The sequence below is a fragment of the uncultured Cocleimonas sp. genome, assembly GCF_947495625.1.
In the GTDB taxonomy this organism is placed as follows: Bacteria; Pseudomonadota; Gammaproteobacteria; order Thiotrichales; family Thiotrichaceae; genus Cocleimonas.
Genome location: NZ_CANLZW010000014.1, coordinates 83,944 through 99,163 on the forward strand (window position 1 = coordinate 83,944; position 15,220 = coordinate 99,163).

14 protein-coding genes are annotated in these 15,220 nt (G+C 37.6%); 4 read left to right on the top strand and 10 right to left on the bottom strand.

The window, feature by feature from the left end:
• Positions 1 to 54: 54 nt before the first annotated feature.
• Entirely contained in the window at positions 55 to 891 is an 837-nt protein-coding gene (locus Q1A31_RS09765; RefSeq protein WP_299875831.1) for a sulfurtransferase/chromate resistance protein, read from the bottom strand.
• 274 nt (positions 892 to 1,165) lie between these two features.
• On the opposite strand from Q1A31_RS09765, the gene Q1A31_RS09770 reads away from it, so the two are divergent.
• Positions 1,166 to 2,347: an NAD(P)/FAD-dependent oxidoreductase gene (locus tag Q1A31_RS09770; protein ID WP_299875881.1), complete on the top strand. Its 1,182-nt coding sequence runs from the start codon at positions 1,166 to 1,168 to the stop codon at positions 2,345 to 2,347.
• Between the two features lie 11 nt (positions 2,348 to 2,358).
• On the opposite strand, the gene Q1A31_RS09775 is transcribed toward Q1A31_RS09770, so the two are convergent.
• The 7 genes from Q1A31_RS09775 to Q1A31_RS09805 form a co-directional block, all read right to left on the bottom strand.
• On the bottom strand, positions 2,359 to 2,997 hold the full coding sequence (locus Q1A31_RS09775; protein WP_299875833.1) for a LysE family translocator: 639 nt from the start codon (positions 2,995 to 2,997) through the stop codon (positions 2,359 to 2,361).
• A gap of 248 nt (positions 2,998 to 3,245) precedes the next feature.
• Positions 3,246 to 3,518, bottom strand: a complete 273-nt coding sequence (locus Q1A31_RS09780) for a hypothetical protein (protein WP_299875835.1) — start codon at positions 3,516 to 3,518, stop codon at positions 3,246 to 3,248.
• Positions 3,519 to 3,614: 96 nt separating this feature from the next.
• Complete coding sequence (locus Q1A31_RS09785) at positions 3,615 to 6,407, bottom strand: valine--tRNA ligase (RefSeq protein ID WP_299875837.1); 2,793 nt, start codon at positions 6,405 to 6,407, stop codon at positions 3,615 to 3,617.
• A gap of 118 nt (positions 6,408 to 6,525) precedes the next feature.
• Positions 6,526 to 6,771: a hypothetical protein gene (locus Q1A31_RS09790; RefSeq protein WP_299875839.1), complete on the bottom strand. Its 246-nt coding sequence runs from the start codon at positions 6,769 to 6,771 to the stop codon at positions 6,526 to 6,528.
• A gap of 192 nt (positions 6,772 to 6,963) precedes the next feature.
• Positions 6,964 to 7,455 carry a hypothetical protein gene (locus Q1A31_RS09795; RefSeq protein ID WP_131906298.1) on the bottom strand — a complete coding sequence of 164 codons (492 nt, stop codon included), beginning with the start codon at positions 7,453 to 7,455 and terminating at the stop codon, positions 6,964 to 6,966.
• Between the two features lie 409 nt (positions 7,456 to 7,864).
• Complete coding sequence (locus tag Q1A31_RS09800; RefSeq protein WP_131906297.1) at positions 7,865 to 8,698, bottom strand: hypothetical protein; 834 nt, start codon at positions 8,696 to 8,698, stop codon at positions 7,865 to 7,867.
• Positions 8,699 to 8,771: 73 nt separating this feature from the next.
• Entirely contained in the window at positions 8,772 to 9,131 is a 360-nt protein-coding gene (locus Q1A31_RS09805; protein ID WP_131906296.1) for a hypothetical protein, read from the bottom strand.
• Positions 9,132 to 9,287: 156 nt separating this feature from the next.
• Here Q1A31_RS09805 and Q1A31_RS09810 point away from each other — a divergent pair, with 156 nt between their 5' ends.
• From Q1A31_RS09810 to Q1A31_RS09820, 3 genes are all read left to right on the top strand, one after another.
• Positions 9,288 to 9,980, top strand: coding sequence for a hypothetical protein (locus Q1A31_RS09810; protein WP_299875846.1), 693 nt, complete (start codon positions 9,288 to 9,290; stop codon positions 9,978 to 9,980).
• A gap of 295 nt (positions 9,981 to 10,275) precedes the next feature.
• The gene (locus Q1A31_RS09815) at positions 10,276 to 11,502 is read left to right on the top strand and encodes a sel1 repeat family protein (RefSeq protein WP_131906294.1); all 1,227 of its coding nucleotides are present in this window, start codon (positions 10,276 to 10,278) and stop codon (positions 11,500 to 11,502) included.
• A gap of 170 nt (positions 11,503 to 11,672) precedes the next feature.
• Positions 11,673 to 12,881 (top strand): DUF4124 domain-containing protein, encoded by a 1,209-nt coding sequence (locus Q1A31_RS09820; protein ID WP_299875848.1) that lies wholly within the window; start codon positions 11,673 to 11,675, stop codon positions 12,879 to 12,881.
• Between the two features lie 229 nt (positions 12,882 to 13,110).
• Here the strand turns inward: Q1A31_RS09820 and Q1A31_RS09825 are convergent, their stop codons facing one another.
• Both Q1A31_RS09825 and Q1A31_RS09830 read right to left on the bottom strand, forming a co-directional pair.
• Complete coding sequence (locus Q1A31_RS09825; RefSeq protein WP_131906292.1) at positions 13,111 to 13,494, bottom strand: DUF3127 domain-containing protein; 384 nt, start codon at positions 13,492 to 13,494, stop codon at positions 13,111 to 13,113.
• Between the two features lie 1,002 nt (positions 13,495 to 14,496).
• On the bottom strand, positions 14,497 to 14,856 hold the full coding sequence (locus tag Q1A31_RS09830; RefSeq protein WP_299875851.1) for a DUF6152 family protein: 360 nt from the start codon (positions 14,854 to 14,856) through the stop codon (positions 14,497 to 14,499).
• Between the last annotated feature and the right edge of the window lie 364 nt (positions 14,857 to 15,220).

The window sequence follows — 15,220 nt, forward strand, 5'->3', positions numbered from 1 at the left end:
CTGGAGCTGAAGAATTATCGACAGCATTTTTATCAAGTATTGTTTCAGACATGATCAATTCCCCTTTAAATGCCTTTGGCCAGTAGATGCTTGTGGCCAATCATGGTTTTCATTAGTCGCATCCCGCGCCCAGCGGTAAAAGGCATCGTAGATCATCATGCCAGCATCGAGTTGTTCATTATCATCCCGGTACATTCTTGAAAGCCCTAAAGACGCAGCAAGTAGCCCTGCTGATTCAGGAGCAAGCTGGTGTTGATTGGTATCAGCACCGCGCACAATCGTGGCTAAATGGGCTAAGGCTTTAGTCTTTAAATCGAATTCTTCGAGCATGGTATCGAAAGTACAGAGTTCTCCTCTGTGGCTCCAGAATACGTCTTCGACATCAAACGGAATCGCATTGAATTTATCGGCAACATCTAATACCTCGGATGGTGCCACAAATAAAAACTGCGCATCGGGATCAATAAATCGGCGAATCAACCAGGGGCAGGCGATACGATCTATCTTGGGTCGTTGTTTACTTACCCAAACGGTACGTCCATTCGTATTTGCTAGTGGTAATTTATCGAAAGGGATTAAAGGTTTTCCAGCATCTCGCCAGGCAAAGTGCCCCCCTTCGAGGCTTTCGGCATTGATGCCCATTTCTCGCAATATGGCTATTGATCCCTGACTAATCTTCTTGCCTTTCTGGCAGTAAACCACGACACGTTTATCTTTTAGTGCTTCTGCAAGTGATGATATGTCGTTGAAAGGCCAGCGTTTGGCAGTGGGCAATAATTGAGGATCGGCATCGAAATCTTCATCAATTCGAACATCAATAATGGTGGGTGAATCGGGTGTACCGATTATGCGTGAAAGTTGAGCTACAGTGATTTCTGTGGGTGACGGCATTACACATCCTTTTTCTAGTAGGTTTTAGTTAGATTTTTGGATGCGAAACTTGGGCTGACGCCTCACGGGGTGTTCGCAACCCCATAAATTCATTGTGCCGAAGTGAAAAGCTTTCGTCAATATTTACTGGGAACGCGGCTTTTAAAAAGAAACGGAAGTGATACGCTCATTAAAAATAAAAACTCGCCAAAAGTAGGGGGGTGTGATATCAAGTCTACTATGTTGCAGTGACTTATAAGGAATAATTATTAATACTAATTCTCTTCCCATTATTATCGTAGGTTCCGGGTCAGTAGGTGTGCGACTTGTGCATCAATTGCTATTTCTTAACGCCAAACAACCGATAAAAATATTCGGCGGTGAAGAAGAAAAACCCTATAGCAGAGAACATCTGTTAGAGCTATTAGCAGGAATCAACACCAAAGATTCACTCTATGAATCGTCTAAATTACCCGAAAATGAACACCTGCAGGTTTTTTTAAACAATCCCATTGTCTCAATAGATAGCGACAAACAATTTGTAATAGATACGAAAGGTGAAAAGCATCCTTATAGCGCTTTGGTTATGGCAGTCGGCGCAACACCCAATAAATTACAAGTACCTGGTGTAGACCTTCAAAATATTTTTACCTTTCGTAATATTCGGGATGCAGAGCAATTAAAAAATCGGCAGGTCAGTAGCCGTAATATCGTCATCATAGGCGGCGGGCAAGTAGGTCTGGATACCGCCAACGCGATGCAGCGCCATAACACCAATGTAACTGTTATCGAGCACAGTTCAAGGCTTATGTATCATCAGCTTGATGATCATGCATCTGTCTATTTGCGGCTTTATATGGATGATCTGGGTGTGGATGTTCGCATCAATAATCACGTAAGCCAATTTGAAGGGCAAGACGATAAAGTAGAACAAGTGGTCCTCGATGATGGTGAAATCATCCCTTGTGATACGGTGATTATTTCCATTGGGATAAAACCGAATGTTGATTTAGCGATTAACTCAGGCATCCACATAAAAAAAGGCATTATCGTTGATGACAAATTGCAAACCAACAAGCCTAATATCTATGCGGTGGGTGAATGTTGCGAATACAACGGAGTGGTCTTCGGTTCTGTTTATCCCGGCTTTGAACAAGCCGAATGCCTAGCTGAAATTCTGTTGAAAGATACCGGCAAATATAAAGGATCAACCTCAACCTCGCATTTAAAGGTTGTTGATTATCCCATTCTAAGTATTGGTGATAATGGCGACGACTCTGTCAGCAATGTGTCGGTCACCTTCCGCGATATTAAAAATATGACTTATCGGAAATTGGTTTTACACAATGGCAGACTCAAAGGAGTAGTTGCCACGGGTAAATGGAAAACCAGTAAGAATCTACACGATATGGTTAAAAATAATGACCGTATTTGGCTTTGGCAAAGAAGACGATTTGAAAAAACGGGTGAATTATAACGTTATCCGTTTTACAAATTTAAAGCGAGCTTCGTCCCCATAATCGCCATCAAGCCTCCAGCGATTCTATTGATGCGTTGTTTAAATCGATTGTAAAATCGCTGGGCCTTTGCCGTCGACAAGGCAACAGCAACGATACAATACCAGCCAGCATCGATAACAAATGCCACAATAGCGATAATCCAGAACGAATAGGGAGGTACTTCAGCGGGTAAAAATGCCATGATTATTCCACCGATAACGATGGCTGTTTTGGGGTTGCTCAGCTGGATGAGTAAACCCATAAGGTAAGATCGAAAATGATTATTTTCCGATTTAGTTACACTTAAATCGGCACTGGCTTCAGCAACTTGTGATTTCCCCGTTGGAGCGGTCCACATTTTATAAGCGAGGTAGAGCAAATATAAGCCACCGATCACTTTTAAAAAACCGTATAGAAAAGGCACGGTTTTAATCACAAGAAACAAACCAAAAGAGGCAAGTAGGGTAAACGTTACCGCTCCCGTACCCATACCCAAAGAGGTCGCAATACCGTGAGATCGAGATTTACTCAAGGTGGTTTGAGCAACATAGATAAAGCTTGGCCCCGGGCTCATTACACCAAATACCAAAGCAATAGCGATGGGAACGATAAATAGATATTCATTCATGCTTTGTTTTCTCCAGTGCCTGTCACAACTTCAAAAAAGTGCCGAACCTAGCACTGCCGCAGCCAAGACAACGTTGGAATGCAATGACGACAACCCATAGGGTGAGGTTTTCATTATTCAATTAAAAAACCCCCTTAAAGTAGGGGGGTGACATTATGATTAATTATTTAACCATAATGCCTGTCTAGCGCCTTGCACAGTGGTAAAACAAAAGTCTCAGAGAGTAGTTGTCCCACTGCCACAACTTTTTATGTGTTTTTTACCCACTCACCTTTTCCGCTTTCAGGCCCAATAAAATGATTTATTCCTTCTTCTAATATACTTTTTTTTGCTTCTAATATTGCCGCTTTTTCAGATTTAAATGTGTTATCCCATATGGATGTATTACCGAACTCATCATCTATAGCAAGTGCCCATCTTTTTTCGTTTTCCAGGCGATAAATTTCTACATATACAGTTTCCCCACCGCTAGAAATGGGTTGGGACTTTTTTGAAACTATTAATTCTGGTTCATTTTTCATAGTTGTTTTCTATTTAAGGAATTACCTTAGTCAATTATTACATTAACACTTTATTACTTAGGCCCTATATTGCTTAAGCTCTGTATTGCTTAAGTTCTACATTGCCTCTATTTTTACAAGCTGTGCTTCTAATTGCGTTAATGCAGCACGTTGTTCTTCAGCTTGCTGTCTTACTTGATTAACCACTGCTTCTGGTGCTTTATCGGTAAAGCTTGGGTTACTTAAACGACCTTCAACACCCGCAAGATTCTTTTGTACCTTTTCGATTTCCTTTGTTAAGCGTGCGATTTCCGCATCCTTATCAATCAGACCAGCCAATGGAATCAGAATCTGCATATCGCCACATAAAGCCGTGGCTGATTCAGGTGCATCATCACCGTCTGTTAACCATTGAGCAGACTCAATCTTTGCTAATGAATTAATGAATATTGAATTGGTTTCGAAACGAGTCTTATCGGTTTCAGTCCAGTTTTGTAACAAAATAGGTAAAGGCTTGCTCGGTGGAATATCCATTTCAGAACGGATTTTACGAATACCGATAATGAATGTTTTCACCCACTCTAAATCCGCAGATGCTGCATCATCAATTAAATCAGGATTCGCAACAGGGAATGGCTCAAGCATAATCGTATCGTTGCTATTACCTACTAGCGGCTTAATCGTCTGCCAGATCTCTTCGGTAATAAACGGCATGATTGGGTGTAGCAACTTCAATAAAGTATCGAATACACGAACCAAAGTACGACGCGTTCCACGCTTAGAGGCTTCACTGCCATCGTCGTTAAACAATACAGGCTTAGAAAGCTCCAAATACCAATCGCAATACTCGCCCCATGTGAACTCATACAAAGCTTTAGCCGCAAGGTCGAAACGGTAAGAATCAAAATGAGCCGCTACCTGAGTCTCTACTTTTTGTAATTCAGAAAGAATCCAGCGATCAGCCAGTGACAATTCAACTGGATCGTTCTCATTCAAACCAACGTCTTTATCTTCAGTCTGCATCAACACATAACGTGCCGCATTCCAGATCTTATTACAGAAGTTACGATTGCCTTCGATACGTTGTAAATCAAAACGTACATCACGACCGGTTGACGCTTGCGATGCAAATGTGAATCTCAACGCATCCGTACCATAAGCAGGAATACCATCAGGGAATTGGCGCTTAGTTGCTTTCGAAATCTTCTCAGCCAGATGCGGCTGCATCATATTGCCGGTTCGTTTTTCAAGTAAGTCTTCTAAAGAAATACCATCAATAACATCTAAAGGATCGATAACATTACCTTTAGATTTAGACATTTTCTGTCCGTCGCCATCACGCACTAAACCGTGAATGTAAACTTCTTTGAAAGGCACTTCGCCGTCCATAAACTTCATGCCGAACATAATCATTCTGGCAACCCAGAAGAAGATGATATCGAAACCGGTTACCAACACATTTCCAGGGTAGAAAGTCTCAAGGTCTTGCGTTTTTTCAGGCCAGCCGATTGTAGAGAAAGGCCACAAGCCCGATGAGAACCACGTATCTAAAACGTCTTCATCCTGTCGCAGCGCGATATCATCAGCAAGGCTGTATTTCTCGCGAACTGCCGCTTCTGATTTACCCACGTAAATCTTATCGTTCTCGTCATACCAGGCAGGAATTCTGTGACCCCACCACAACTGACGTGAAATACACCAATCATTGATGTCGTTCATCCAGCTGTAATACATATTCTTATAGTTATCAGGCACAAACTTGATGCGTCCGTCATCGACTGCTTCTATCGCAGGTTTCGCCAACTCTTCAATCGCCACATACCACTGATCTGTCAGGTAAGGCTCAACCACCGCACCCGAACGATCACCGCGTGGAACTTGTAATGTATGGTCTTTAACCTCATCCAGTAAACCCAACGCATCAAGATCAGCCACGATAGCTTTACGCGCATCGTAACGATCCATACCACGATATTTTTCAGGGGCGTTATTGTTGATAGCCGCATCAATGGTGAAGATATTGATCATCTCTAAGTTATTACGTTGGCCAACTTCATAGTCATTAAAGTCATGCGCTGGCGTAATCTTTACACAACCTGTGCCTTTTTCTGGGTCTGCATGTTCATCAGTCACAATCGGAATCAAACGATCAACCAATGGCAATAGAATATTCTTGCCCACTAAATGCGAGAAACGCTCATCCGTAGGGTGAACAGCAACACCTGAATCACCCAACATGGTTTCAGGTCGAGTCGTAGCAACAACCAGATAATCATCCGTCGCATTACCGTTGTCATCCGCCACAGGATAACGGAAGTGCCACATGTGGCCTTGTTCTTCCTCATTCAATACTTCTAAATCAGAAAGCGCCGTGTGGAAAACAGGGTCCCAGTTTACAAGGCGTTTACCACGGTAAATTAAGTCCTCATCAAACAACTGCTCGAATACTTCTGTAACCGCATCCGACATGCCTTCATCCATGGTGAAGCGTTCTTTGGTCCAATCAGGTGAAGCGCCTAAACGACGTAACTGCTGCGTAATCTGTCCGCCAGACTCTTCCTTCCATTCCCAAACGCGCTCAAGGAATTTTTCACGACCTAAATCATGACGGTCTTTGCCTTCTGCATTTAACTGACGCTCAACCACCATCTGCGTCGCAATACCCGCATGGTCAGTACCCGGTTGCCATAAGGTGTTATGACCCAACATACGATGATAACGAATCAGCGCATCCATAATCGTATCCTGGAAAGCATGTCCCATGTGCAAGGTGCCCGTGACATTCGGCGGCGGAATCATAATGCAATACGACTCAGCATCAGGGTCTTCAGAAGGCTTAAAATAGCCGCTAGATTCCCAATGTTGATACCAATCTTGTTCGATGTCTGAAGGTGAGTAAGTCTTATCCATTATGTGTAGCTTTCCGCATTGTGTGTTTATGTTCGTGGGGCGGGATTATAGCTTGAAATGGGGTGGGGTAAAAAGGGGGGAGAGTGTGATTAGTTGGGTAAAAACTGGAAAGATATGTTTAATTGAGTTTAAAAAGGCACCCCCCCACTTTTGGGCAGTTTTGCTTATTAAATATAGGTAAAATATAGCTTTGATAATTCAGTTCTTTATAAATTAGATAGATCCCTAAATCATCTAATCGAATATCACTAAATAATTCAACTAAATCACCACGTTCACATTCATCTTGTAACAATGGATTTGCGAGTAACAGGTCATGACCGTCAATCGCAGATTGTATACAAACATTTGGATTAACAATCACTGGAGCATTACTTAGATCAATATTGTTTAATCCTGCTTTATTAAACTATTCTTTCGAATAATTATTACTGGTTAGGTCTTTGTTTAAAAACCTACTAACAGATATGAAGAGGGTTTGTTGTTCTTTACCTGTAACAATAAAACAATAGATAGGACATCCAAAATTAAGTCTAACTTAAAGTTGCTGTATGAATTAAAAATAATCAAGAATGCTATATACATTTTCTATATGCTCATATTCGTCAGCCATGCGGCTGACTTTATCTTTATGGTATTGAACGTCCATTTCAGCAAGTTCATACTCCTCAGACGTTTTGTCGACGTTAGATTTAAGCTTTAGAGTGTCTAGCTTATAAGTAGCCGAATCAAGGAATGATTGCCACTCACTTTCCTCCTTTTTAACTTTTTGAAGATCTTTTAAGTAAGATTCTTTAATTTGAATCTCTAAAGTTTTCAAATCTTGATCAGAAATGTTTTCGACAACACCAAACTCAATGCATGTGATTTTGTTTAAGAGATCGTCATTCCATGAAATCTCAAGAAATGAAGTTCTGATAGCATCAGCAAAGCCTTCTTTCTTGGACGAATGGTCAACGCCTTCACAAGCTTTTTTAAACTCTGGAGTGTAATTAGCAAAAGCTGGAGCGTTCATTAGGATGAAAGTAAGTAAGAAGATGTATTTCATTAGAGCCTCCAGTTGTAAGTGTGAGACGATATAGAGTCTTTTTTTAGTTCATGGCTAAATTAACACAGAGTTTAACTTTTGTATAATGGGTATCAAAAATAAGGAAACCTTTCTAATTTGATTCATTACTATTATTAAGACCCACAATAAATAGGACATCCAATCTTTCGTACTAAAAAGCCTCGTAATATAATGAGGCTTTTTTATGTTTGAGACCCTCATGCTCATTTTTAACTAAAAGAAATTTACGACCATCAAAAAGTGGGGTGTCAAAATAATTAAAAAATTATACTTTAATGATCAATAATACAGAAATGAGTTATCGGCTGTATTTGTAGAATTAAAAGTTAAATGTCCTAATTTATTATTTAACCCAATATCATTAGTCTAAGTAATTACTTGTTATCTACTAATTAATCGTAAGTGGAAGGTTATTTTCAATTGAAGTAACCTTTGATTCACACTGTATTTTTTGAAGTGTGATATCACCAGACTCAGCACGAATTATTTTTAAATCTGAGTTTATTATTGTATGAATTTTCAGGTCTTGATACTTCTTTAGATACTCCTGTGACAGAAGATCAACATCTGTATTTTTTGTAAAACTAATGAGATAGCCCTTAGCAATCTCCCTTTTTTCAGAATTGAATATATCAACAGGGTTTTCACAAGGTATCTCATCAACCATCTCGTTAACAGTCCTGCCATAAGATTCACAATCGAGTTTTGCAATAGTAAAATTAGATCTTGTTTTGCCACCAGCTATTTGAAGGTATTTAATAATTCTACTTAGATCGGAGTCAGGTATATTTCTGCAGCTGTTACGCTGGATTGCTTCTTCGAGAACATTTAAGCCATTAGCTCCACCAGGCATATTGATGATTTTAATTAATTCTTCTTTACCAAATTTTTTATAGAAGGTCAGGACAAAGTCTCTTACGAATAGGGCTGATTTGTTCTGAAGTGTATTATGTAGAATTAAGTTACCTTTTCTACATGTTGCAACTTTATAAATATTTGCATTAGATAGTTCAATACCTATTTTATTTATATGCCGAATGAATGTTTTAAAATCATTATTATAAGCGGCATTACAAACCAATACCCTTAGCTTGTGTAGTGCTTTTTGTGATCTCTGCATCTCTAGAAATGAGAATTCATTACTAGTTTCTGATTTATTGCTTTCAGCTTGAATAGAGAAACTTAAGAAGAACGCCATAAATATTAGTATTAACTGCTGCATATGTTACAAACTCCAATATTTATATTCACCTTTGCAGGGTAAGTACACGTATATTTAACCACCTAGTTATATTTTACTTGGAATAATTTTCCTGAGAAACGATTCTAAAATTAGGTTTTTTATCTAAATTAGTATTAAGCATTTCGACTGTTTTAAAGTGTCCACTTATATTGAGTAGAAGCTTACAGTCTCTATATTTATAATCAACGTAGTAGTATTCTTCTGGCGCATCCTTAAGGTTAATACTTGGGTCTATATTTGAACTAAGTTCAACGTGCAACTCTGGATTTTCTAGATTTAGACGCCAAATTAATCCTTTATTTAGATCGTCACTTGTTTCAAGTTTCTTATCAATTAGAGCTTCGATATACTCGATAATTGACGTATGACTCTCGCCAACAACAGCATATTGTGTATTTAGATATTTTTTCACAAAGTCATTATTAATATATTATGGTGTCAATGTCTTGCTATTTGTGAGACTTATTATTAATAACTCGGCCAGTAGAATGTTCGAAAATTTAATTGTATCTATCAACGACTCACTGAACACGGAGACGGATTTACTAATTAAACGAAAAAGGAAAACATGAAATTACCTACTATTTTTTGTGTATTACTCTTATTTAATGTTACTGCTATTGCTGATAAAAGTGGTTTGTATAACAACTTAAAAGATAGCTACTGGTTAGGTCCATACATGGAGTCATATATTACGTTTGATAAAAATCATATGATTTCTTATAGAATTTCTGATCACACAGTACGAGATAAGATAAAGTATTCTATTCTTTCTGAAAATTCTTTTAAAATAATAGCTCCCGAGTTTCCTGAAGATGGAAGTACTGGGACTTTGAGTAATGATCTGCAAAGCATTAAATTGGTTAATGATAGTGAATCATTTGTTATCAGAAAAGTACCATACCTGACTCAAACAAAATTGGAAGGTATATGGGAAACTGTACCATATAAAAAAGATGATTCCGATACTCAAGTTGAAGTTCAATACACTGGAAATCAAGTAAAATTTAAAAGAATTATTGTAAATCACTCTAACAATACACATTCGCAGTTTTTATCTGATAGTGAATACTCAATAAGTAAAGGCTTTATATTTGATACTGATGAATTCAAGTATTACGCTATAGAAAAAAAGGGGGATAAAATTTTATATAGTAGTGAAAATGGTGAAGATGATTCTATGTGGTTTGAACAAAAACTTTCAAAACCACTGGCTTTTAAAATACCAAGTAACTCTAAACTTATTAAGGAGAATCAATAAAAGGCAAAGGGATTAAGCTTTACGCATAATCCCTTTGCCTATTCAATGACTTGTTAAATATTGCTCTCACCTTTGGTGCGACTATTAGAGTGATTCGATACCAGCATTTAGTCTTTCTTTTTGATGTTTCAGCAATATTTATGACACCCACAATTTGATCTTTGGGCATTCACTATCTTCAGTTATCTTATTAATAGCCTATTAAAGAGAGTGTTATTATGATTTTAGTTGCGAGCTAAATATAGGTTACAGTTTATCCGTTCTTCAACTGAGGTAAACAAACAAGGAGAGAAAAATGCGTATAAGTAAGTTGTGTCTTTATTCACCAATAGTTTTACTGTTGTTCATATCAATGTCACAAAGCTATGCTCAACCACATTCTCATGGTGGCCGTTCTCATACGCATGCTTTACCTACTCAAGGTATTGGCCATAGGCACGGTAATAGTGCTATTGGTGAATCAGCTAGTAATAGAGTTACTACTAGTGCACCAGCTAATTACATTGCTGATAAAAAAGGGTGCTTTCATTTTAATGAGAACCCAATGCCAAATGAATCACTTACATGGACAGGTAAGTGTATCAAAGGATATGCCGAAGGAGACGGAGACCAAAAATGGTTTTTAAACGGTAAGCCAAATGGTGGCGGCAATACTTCCTTAAAAAGAGGTAAGATGTTTTTTGGCGAACCTGAAATAGTTAACTCAAGTAATTTGAGACTGAGTAATTCAAACTTAGCAAATTTATGCGATGAACTAGCAGGTAACCCAAATGATCCACACAAAGTGGGGGAAGGAATATTATTTGATAAAATTAATGGCAGTAAGGCCGTTATGGCTTGTAAAAGCGCACTTGTGAAAGAACCTAGCAATGCACGTTATCTATTGAACCTTGGGCGCGCTTACAATAAATTAAAAGATTACGATAAATCTTACCGTTATACGAAGGATGCCGCTGATTTATTCTATCCTTATGCTTACCATGCACTTGGGCTTCACTATTTATATGGTGAAGGAGTTAGAAAGAGTGAAACTTCTGAAAGGAGGTATATTTTAAAAGCTACTGAGTACAAGGTAGCAATAGCGTTTGCGAGGATGGCCAGCATTTTAATCGAAGATTGTAATGGAGAATTTTCATTTTGTGGTCGTGAAGAGTTCAAAAAGGTTAAAAATTATCTAGATAAAGCGCGTTCACTTGGATATGTTTCAAATCAAATAATCGGCGATTACTACTATTATCTAAGTGAGATGCCTTTACGTGGCCTTTTCCCTATAAAGTTGTCGTCTATGGCTGGCTCTAAGGTAAGAACCTATCGAAAATATCTTTTGAAAGCAAGTTCACATTACAAGTATTACCTTCTTAATGAAAACGAGTCAGATAAAAAAATTCAGAAAAGATACTCCAAGATTATTCAAACACTTGGTTATATAAGTGAGGGAGATATAGTTCATGAAGAACAGTTTGAGCTGCAAGAACACAAATCAAAAGAACTTAGAGATAGTAAAGATATGATGCTAGAGTGAAAGAATATTTAAAACGAGTCAAAGAGTAATTAGGATATATTGAAAGAACAATAGAGTTAAAGAAAAAATAAAGCAAATTATATAGAACATCAAAAATAATAGCTGCGTGCTAAAGGTTGGTTTCAGTTTATCCGTTATTTAAATAAGGTAAACAATCAAGGAGAGAAAAAATGCGTATAAGAAAATTGTGTCTGTATTTATCATCTATCGTGTTTTTAATTACAATTTCATTTCAAGCACTAGCTGGCTTATACCGTTGGGTCGATGATAATGGGAAGGTACATTTTTCGGACAAAATACCAGCATCAGCAATTTTATTAAAGAAAGGACTTAATAAACAACTTAATAAACAACTTAATAAACAACTTAATAAACAAACAGGTGATACCCATCATTCTCATTCTGGACGATCTCATTCACACCCTTTACCTGTTCAAGGTGTGCAACACCAACATAACGGTGGTGCTGTAGGGAGTTCGAGTAGTAGTCAAACATCAGGAGAATTGAGACAGCGAAATGATACAAATGATTATCTGAATAATTTTTTATCAATACATAATAATTACTGTAGAAAAGAGTTTGATAATAAAGAAGCGCTAAATGAATTCTTAAAAAATTCACCCGAATTATCACTAGCAAAAGACTTTAAAGGGGTTTATGAATTTAAGAAACATGAAATAAGTTATGCTGTATCCCCTGTAGATGATGGCTGTACTATTGATGTAATGATTCACACACCCAATGACATCGAACTGTTCAGTTTTGAAGAAATAAATAAAGCATTGATTGATCTAGGTTATGTTGAAACTGGTGAGCCAGTACCACGTAAAGATGCTGCTATTGATGATTCTGAACTGACCATTATAGAAAAGAAATATGTTTCTCCTAAAGGTGAAATCACAGTTCTAGATTTTCCACTCGAAAAGAAAGACAAATATTATATGACTCTTTTTACTGAAAAATTTTCAAGTGAAACTAACAATATAAGCACACAAGTAAATTTAGAATCGAAACAGAAGAAATTAGATTATATAAAGACACTAGAAACATCAGAAAGAGACGATACCTTGCTATCAACTTATGAAAACGAAGATGAGCTGGTCAGTTTTTTCGAAAGTAAAATAAAGGAGCTTAAAGGCAATAAAAAAATACTTAATAAACAAGTGACAGTACTTAAAACGAAAATTTTAAGCTTAGAAAGTAAGTCTAAAAGTATTACAGATGAGGCACCCTATATGAAAAATTCTAAGAAAATTTTTAATATAAACAAGACTATAAAACAATATATAGAGGCGATAGGGGATACTGATAAAAAAATTATTGATATTAATTATGATTATAAAAAAGACTTAGCAAGATATAAAATATTAACCGAATAAATTAAGACTTTGATCATAGATTATAAAAAACTCGGTATCTTTGGATGAAGTTAGGAATCCTAACAACTCTCAAACCTATTAAATAAATAGGACATTCAATCTTTCGTAAAAAAGCCTCATCCCAGAATGAGGCTTTTTTATACCTGAGATTCTTATGCTCATTTTTGCTAAACAAAAAAAGAACAACAGCTAAAAAGTTGGGGTGTGTCTTATTTATTTATATTAAATGCTAAAACGGACACTCATCATCAAACGGAGGTGCGCCATTATCAGCCCAGCTTTCTGGTGGTGCTTCCTGGTTATCAGCTCCTGAAACAGCGGAAACTTTCCAGGCCTGTAAACTGGTAAAGCACTTCTCTGGTTTATCGCCGCTTGACCATAATCGCCCTGACAAATTAAACGTTACCTGTATCTCATCGCCAATGTTGTGTTTGTCCATAAGCTCACACTTATCTTTGATCAACTCTAGCGCCACATAGTTTGGGTATTGGCTGTTTTCATCTGGTCCAGTTAGCTGGATAACGAATTCGCGTTTAGTAAAGCCATTGTTCCCATATTCAGTCGTTTGACCAATAGAGTGAACAGTACCTTGAGCTTCATAGGATTTAGACATGCAGTAACCTTAATTCTTTGGTGGAAGTAATAGGTTGCGGATTATACGTGGAAATTTATTAAATAGGACACCCAAAATTATCTAGTTAATTAACTGACATATATTCTTAAAAAAGTGCCTTAAAGTAGGGGGGTGTCTTTTAAAATAGTTTAAACGATTCTTTCAAGGAATAACGGATCAGGATCAAGGTTGTTTGAGCGGATTCTTTGCAAAAGAAGTAGCGAGTTTTCTTGTATCCCCGTTATGACCCTCGATGAATCAAACTTGGCAATGGTTTAAAGGATAAAGCATTTTTGATTCGACTACGTCTCACCCTTCGGGCCAGCTAAAGCTGTTGTCTCGTTCCACTCGGCTGGTTACTTTCTTTTTGCTTTTCTGAAAAGAAAGTTACTCGGTGCTGTGAACAAATATCAGAGGAGGGTTTGCATTTCATAAAGCAGCGAAACAAACAATTACAAATTTAAAAAAGTGCTCATAAGTAGGGGGGTGACATTTAGACGACAATTTAAAAACCCTATCGATACGCAATCAACCGTCCTAAAAATAATATTGTAAGCCATAGCATTAACGATATTAACGCTTGGGCTTTAACTTGAAATCCCCATTTATTGTCGCTTAATACGGTTTTCCATGTGTGTGAATTTCTTAATATAAGTGCGTTTGTTAAGGCGACAACAATTAGTGTCAGTTTAATTAAGAATACCTCAGAGCCTAAATAATCGACTGGGCGGGCTATAAAAAGTAACAGTCCAAATAGTGCTGTCAGGATTAGCCCTGTTATGGCGAGTGTTTGAAATACGGTTGCGACCGATTGTAATTTGACTCTAGTCCACAAGCCTAATATGCGGCAGTCGATTGCCAGGGTTGAACCGACTAATAATATGATCCCTAATATATGTCCGGTATTGACTAGGGGATAGAGCCATAGCGAATTGCGTAATAGTTGTGCGAGTTCACTTTGCTGGATCAACTCGGCTGTTTCTAGTATCAATGCTTGTTGCGTTAGTTGCGTTCGGGATATAGAACATAGCGTTTGCCATCGATGATGATACGTTCTGCTTTTACTCGTAATTCTTTCGGGTCGGCAGAGCGTTGTCCGTCAATGGTTATTTCGGTGCCTTTTGACATCATTTCGTCTGTAAGACCTGCGCGTTGATTTCGCCAAGGCTGACCGACTTCAGCTGTCCATTTTTGACCTTCGACATCTAATATGAGGACTCCATGCGGGTTGCCGAGTGTAGCAGATTCGATTACGCCTATGACTTCAACATTGGTGTCTGATGTCCAGCGCCAACCATGATGTGCCAATGCAGTTGTGAAGCTGAGTAGAAATATCGAGAGTGTTAGTAACCATCTGTTCATAATAATGCTACCTCATTGTTCATTTTCGAATAGGTAAGGAATCACTGAATAAAGCTGTGTAATTACTAGCGTGTAAAACTAGCGTGTAAAACTAGCGTATAAAGAAGTTTCTCTGTTTTTATTATAGCAGTTGATTTTTAAGTATGGATTTATTCAATTGTTGTAAGTTTATTAAATTACTTCTGCCAATAGCGATATATAGGTAATTGAATTTTCGTATAGCAAATTCTTAATTTAAATTCGAGCCATAATGGTTATGTCGTGTGGAAGTGTTTTTATACGACCTACGATATGATTAGCGTTAAGAAATCTGGTAAATATGCCTAAAAGTAGGGGGGTGTCATTTAAATATTACTCTGCCCTA

Bases quoted from the DNA above. Each gene is read 5' to 3' on its own strand.
- Q1A31_RS09765 (WP_299875831.1), bottom strand. From the start codon at position 891: ATGCCGTCACCCACAGAAATCACTGTAGCTCAACTTTCACGCATAATC.
- Q1A31_RS09775 (WP_299875833.1), bottom strand. From the start codon at position 2,997: ATGAATGAATATCTATTTATCGTTCCCATCGCTATTGCTTTGGTATTT.
- Q1A31_RS09780 (WP_299875835.1), bottom strand. From the start codon at position 3,518: ATGAAAAATGAACCAGAATTAATAGTTTCAAAAAAGTCCCAACCCATT.
- Q1A31_RS09785 (WP_299875837.1), bottom strand. From the start codon at position 6,407: ATGGATAAGACTTACTCACCTTCAGACATCGAACAAGATTGGTATCAA.
- Q1A31_RS09795 (WP_131906298.1), bottom strand. From the start codon at position 7,455: ATGAAATACATCTTCTTACTTACTTTCATCCTAATGAACGCTCCAGCT.
- Q1A31_RS09800 (WP_131906297.1), bottom strand. From the start codon at position 8,698: ATGCAGCAGTTAATACTAATATTTATGGCGTTCTTCTTAAGTTTCTCT.
- Q1A31_RS09810 (WP_299875846.1), top strand. From the start codon at position 9,288: ATGAAATTACCTACTATTTTTTGTGTATTACTCTTATTTAATGTTACT.
- Q1A31_RS09815 (WP_131906294.1), top strand. From the start codon at position 10,276: ATGCGTATAAGTAAGTTGTGTCTTTATTCACCAATAGTTTTACTGTTG.
- Q1A31_RS09820 (WP_299875848.1), top strand. From the start codon at position 11,673: ATGCGTATAAGAAAATTGTGTCTGTATTTATCATCTATCGTGTTTTTA.
- Q1A31_RS09825 (WP_131906292.1), bottom strand. From the start codon at position 13,494: ATGTCTAAATCCTATGAAGCTCAAGGTACTGTTCACTCTATTGGTCAA.
- Q1A31_RS09830 (WP_299875851.1), bottom strand. From the start codon at position 14,856: ATGAACAGATGGTTACTAACACTCTCGATATTTCTACTCAGCTTCACA.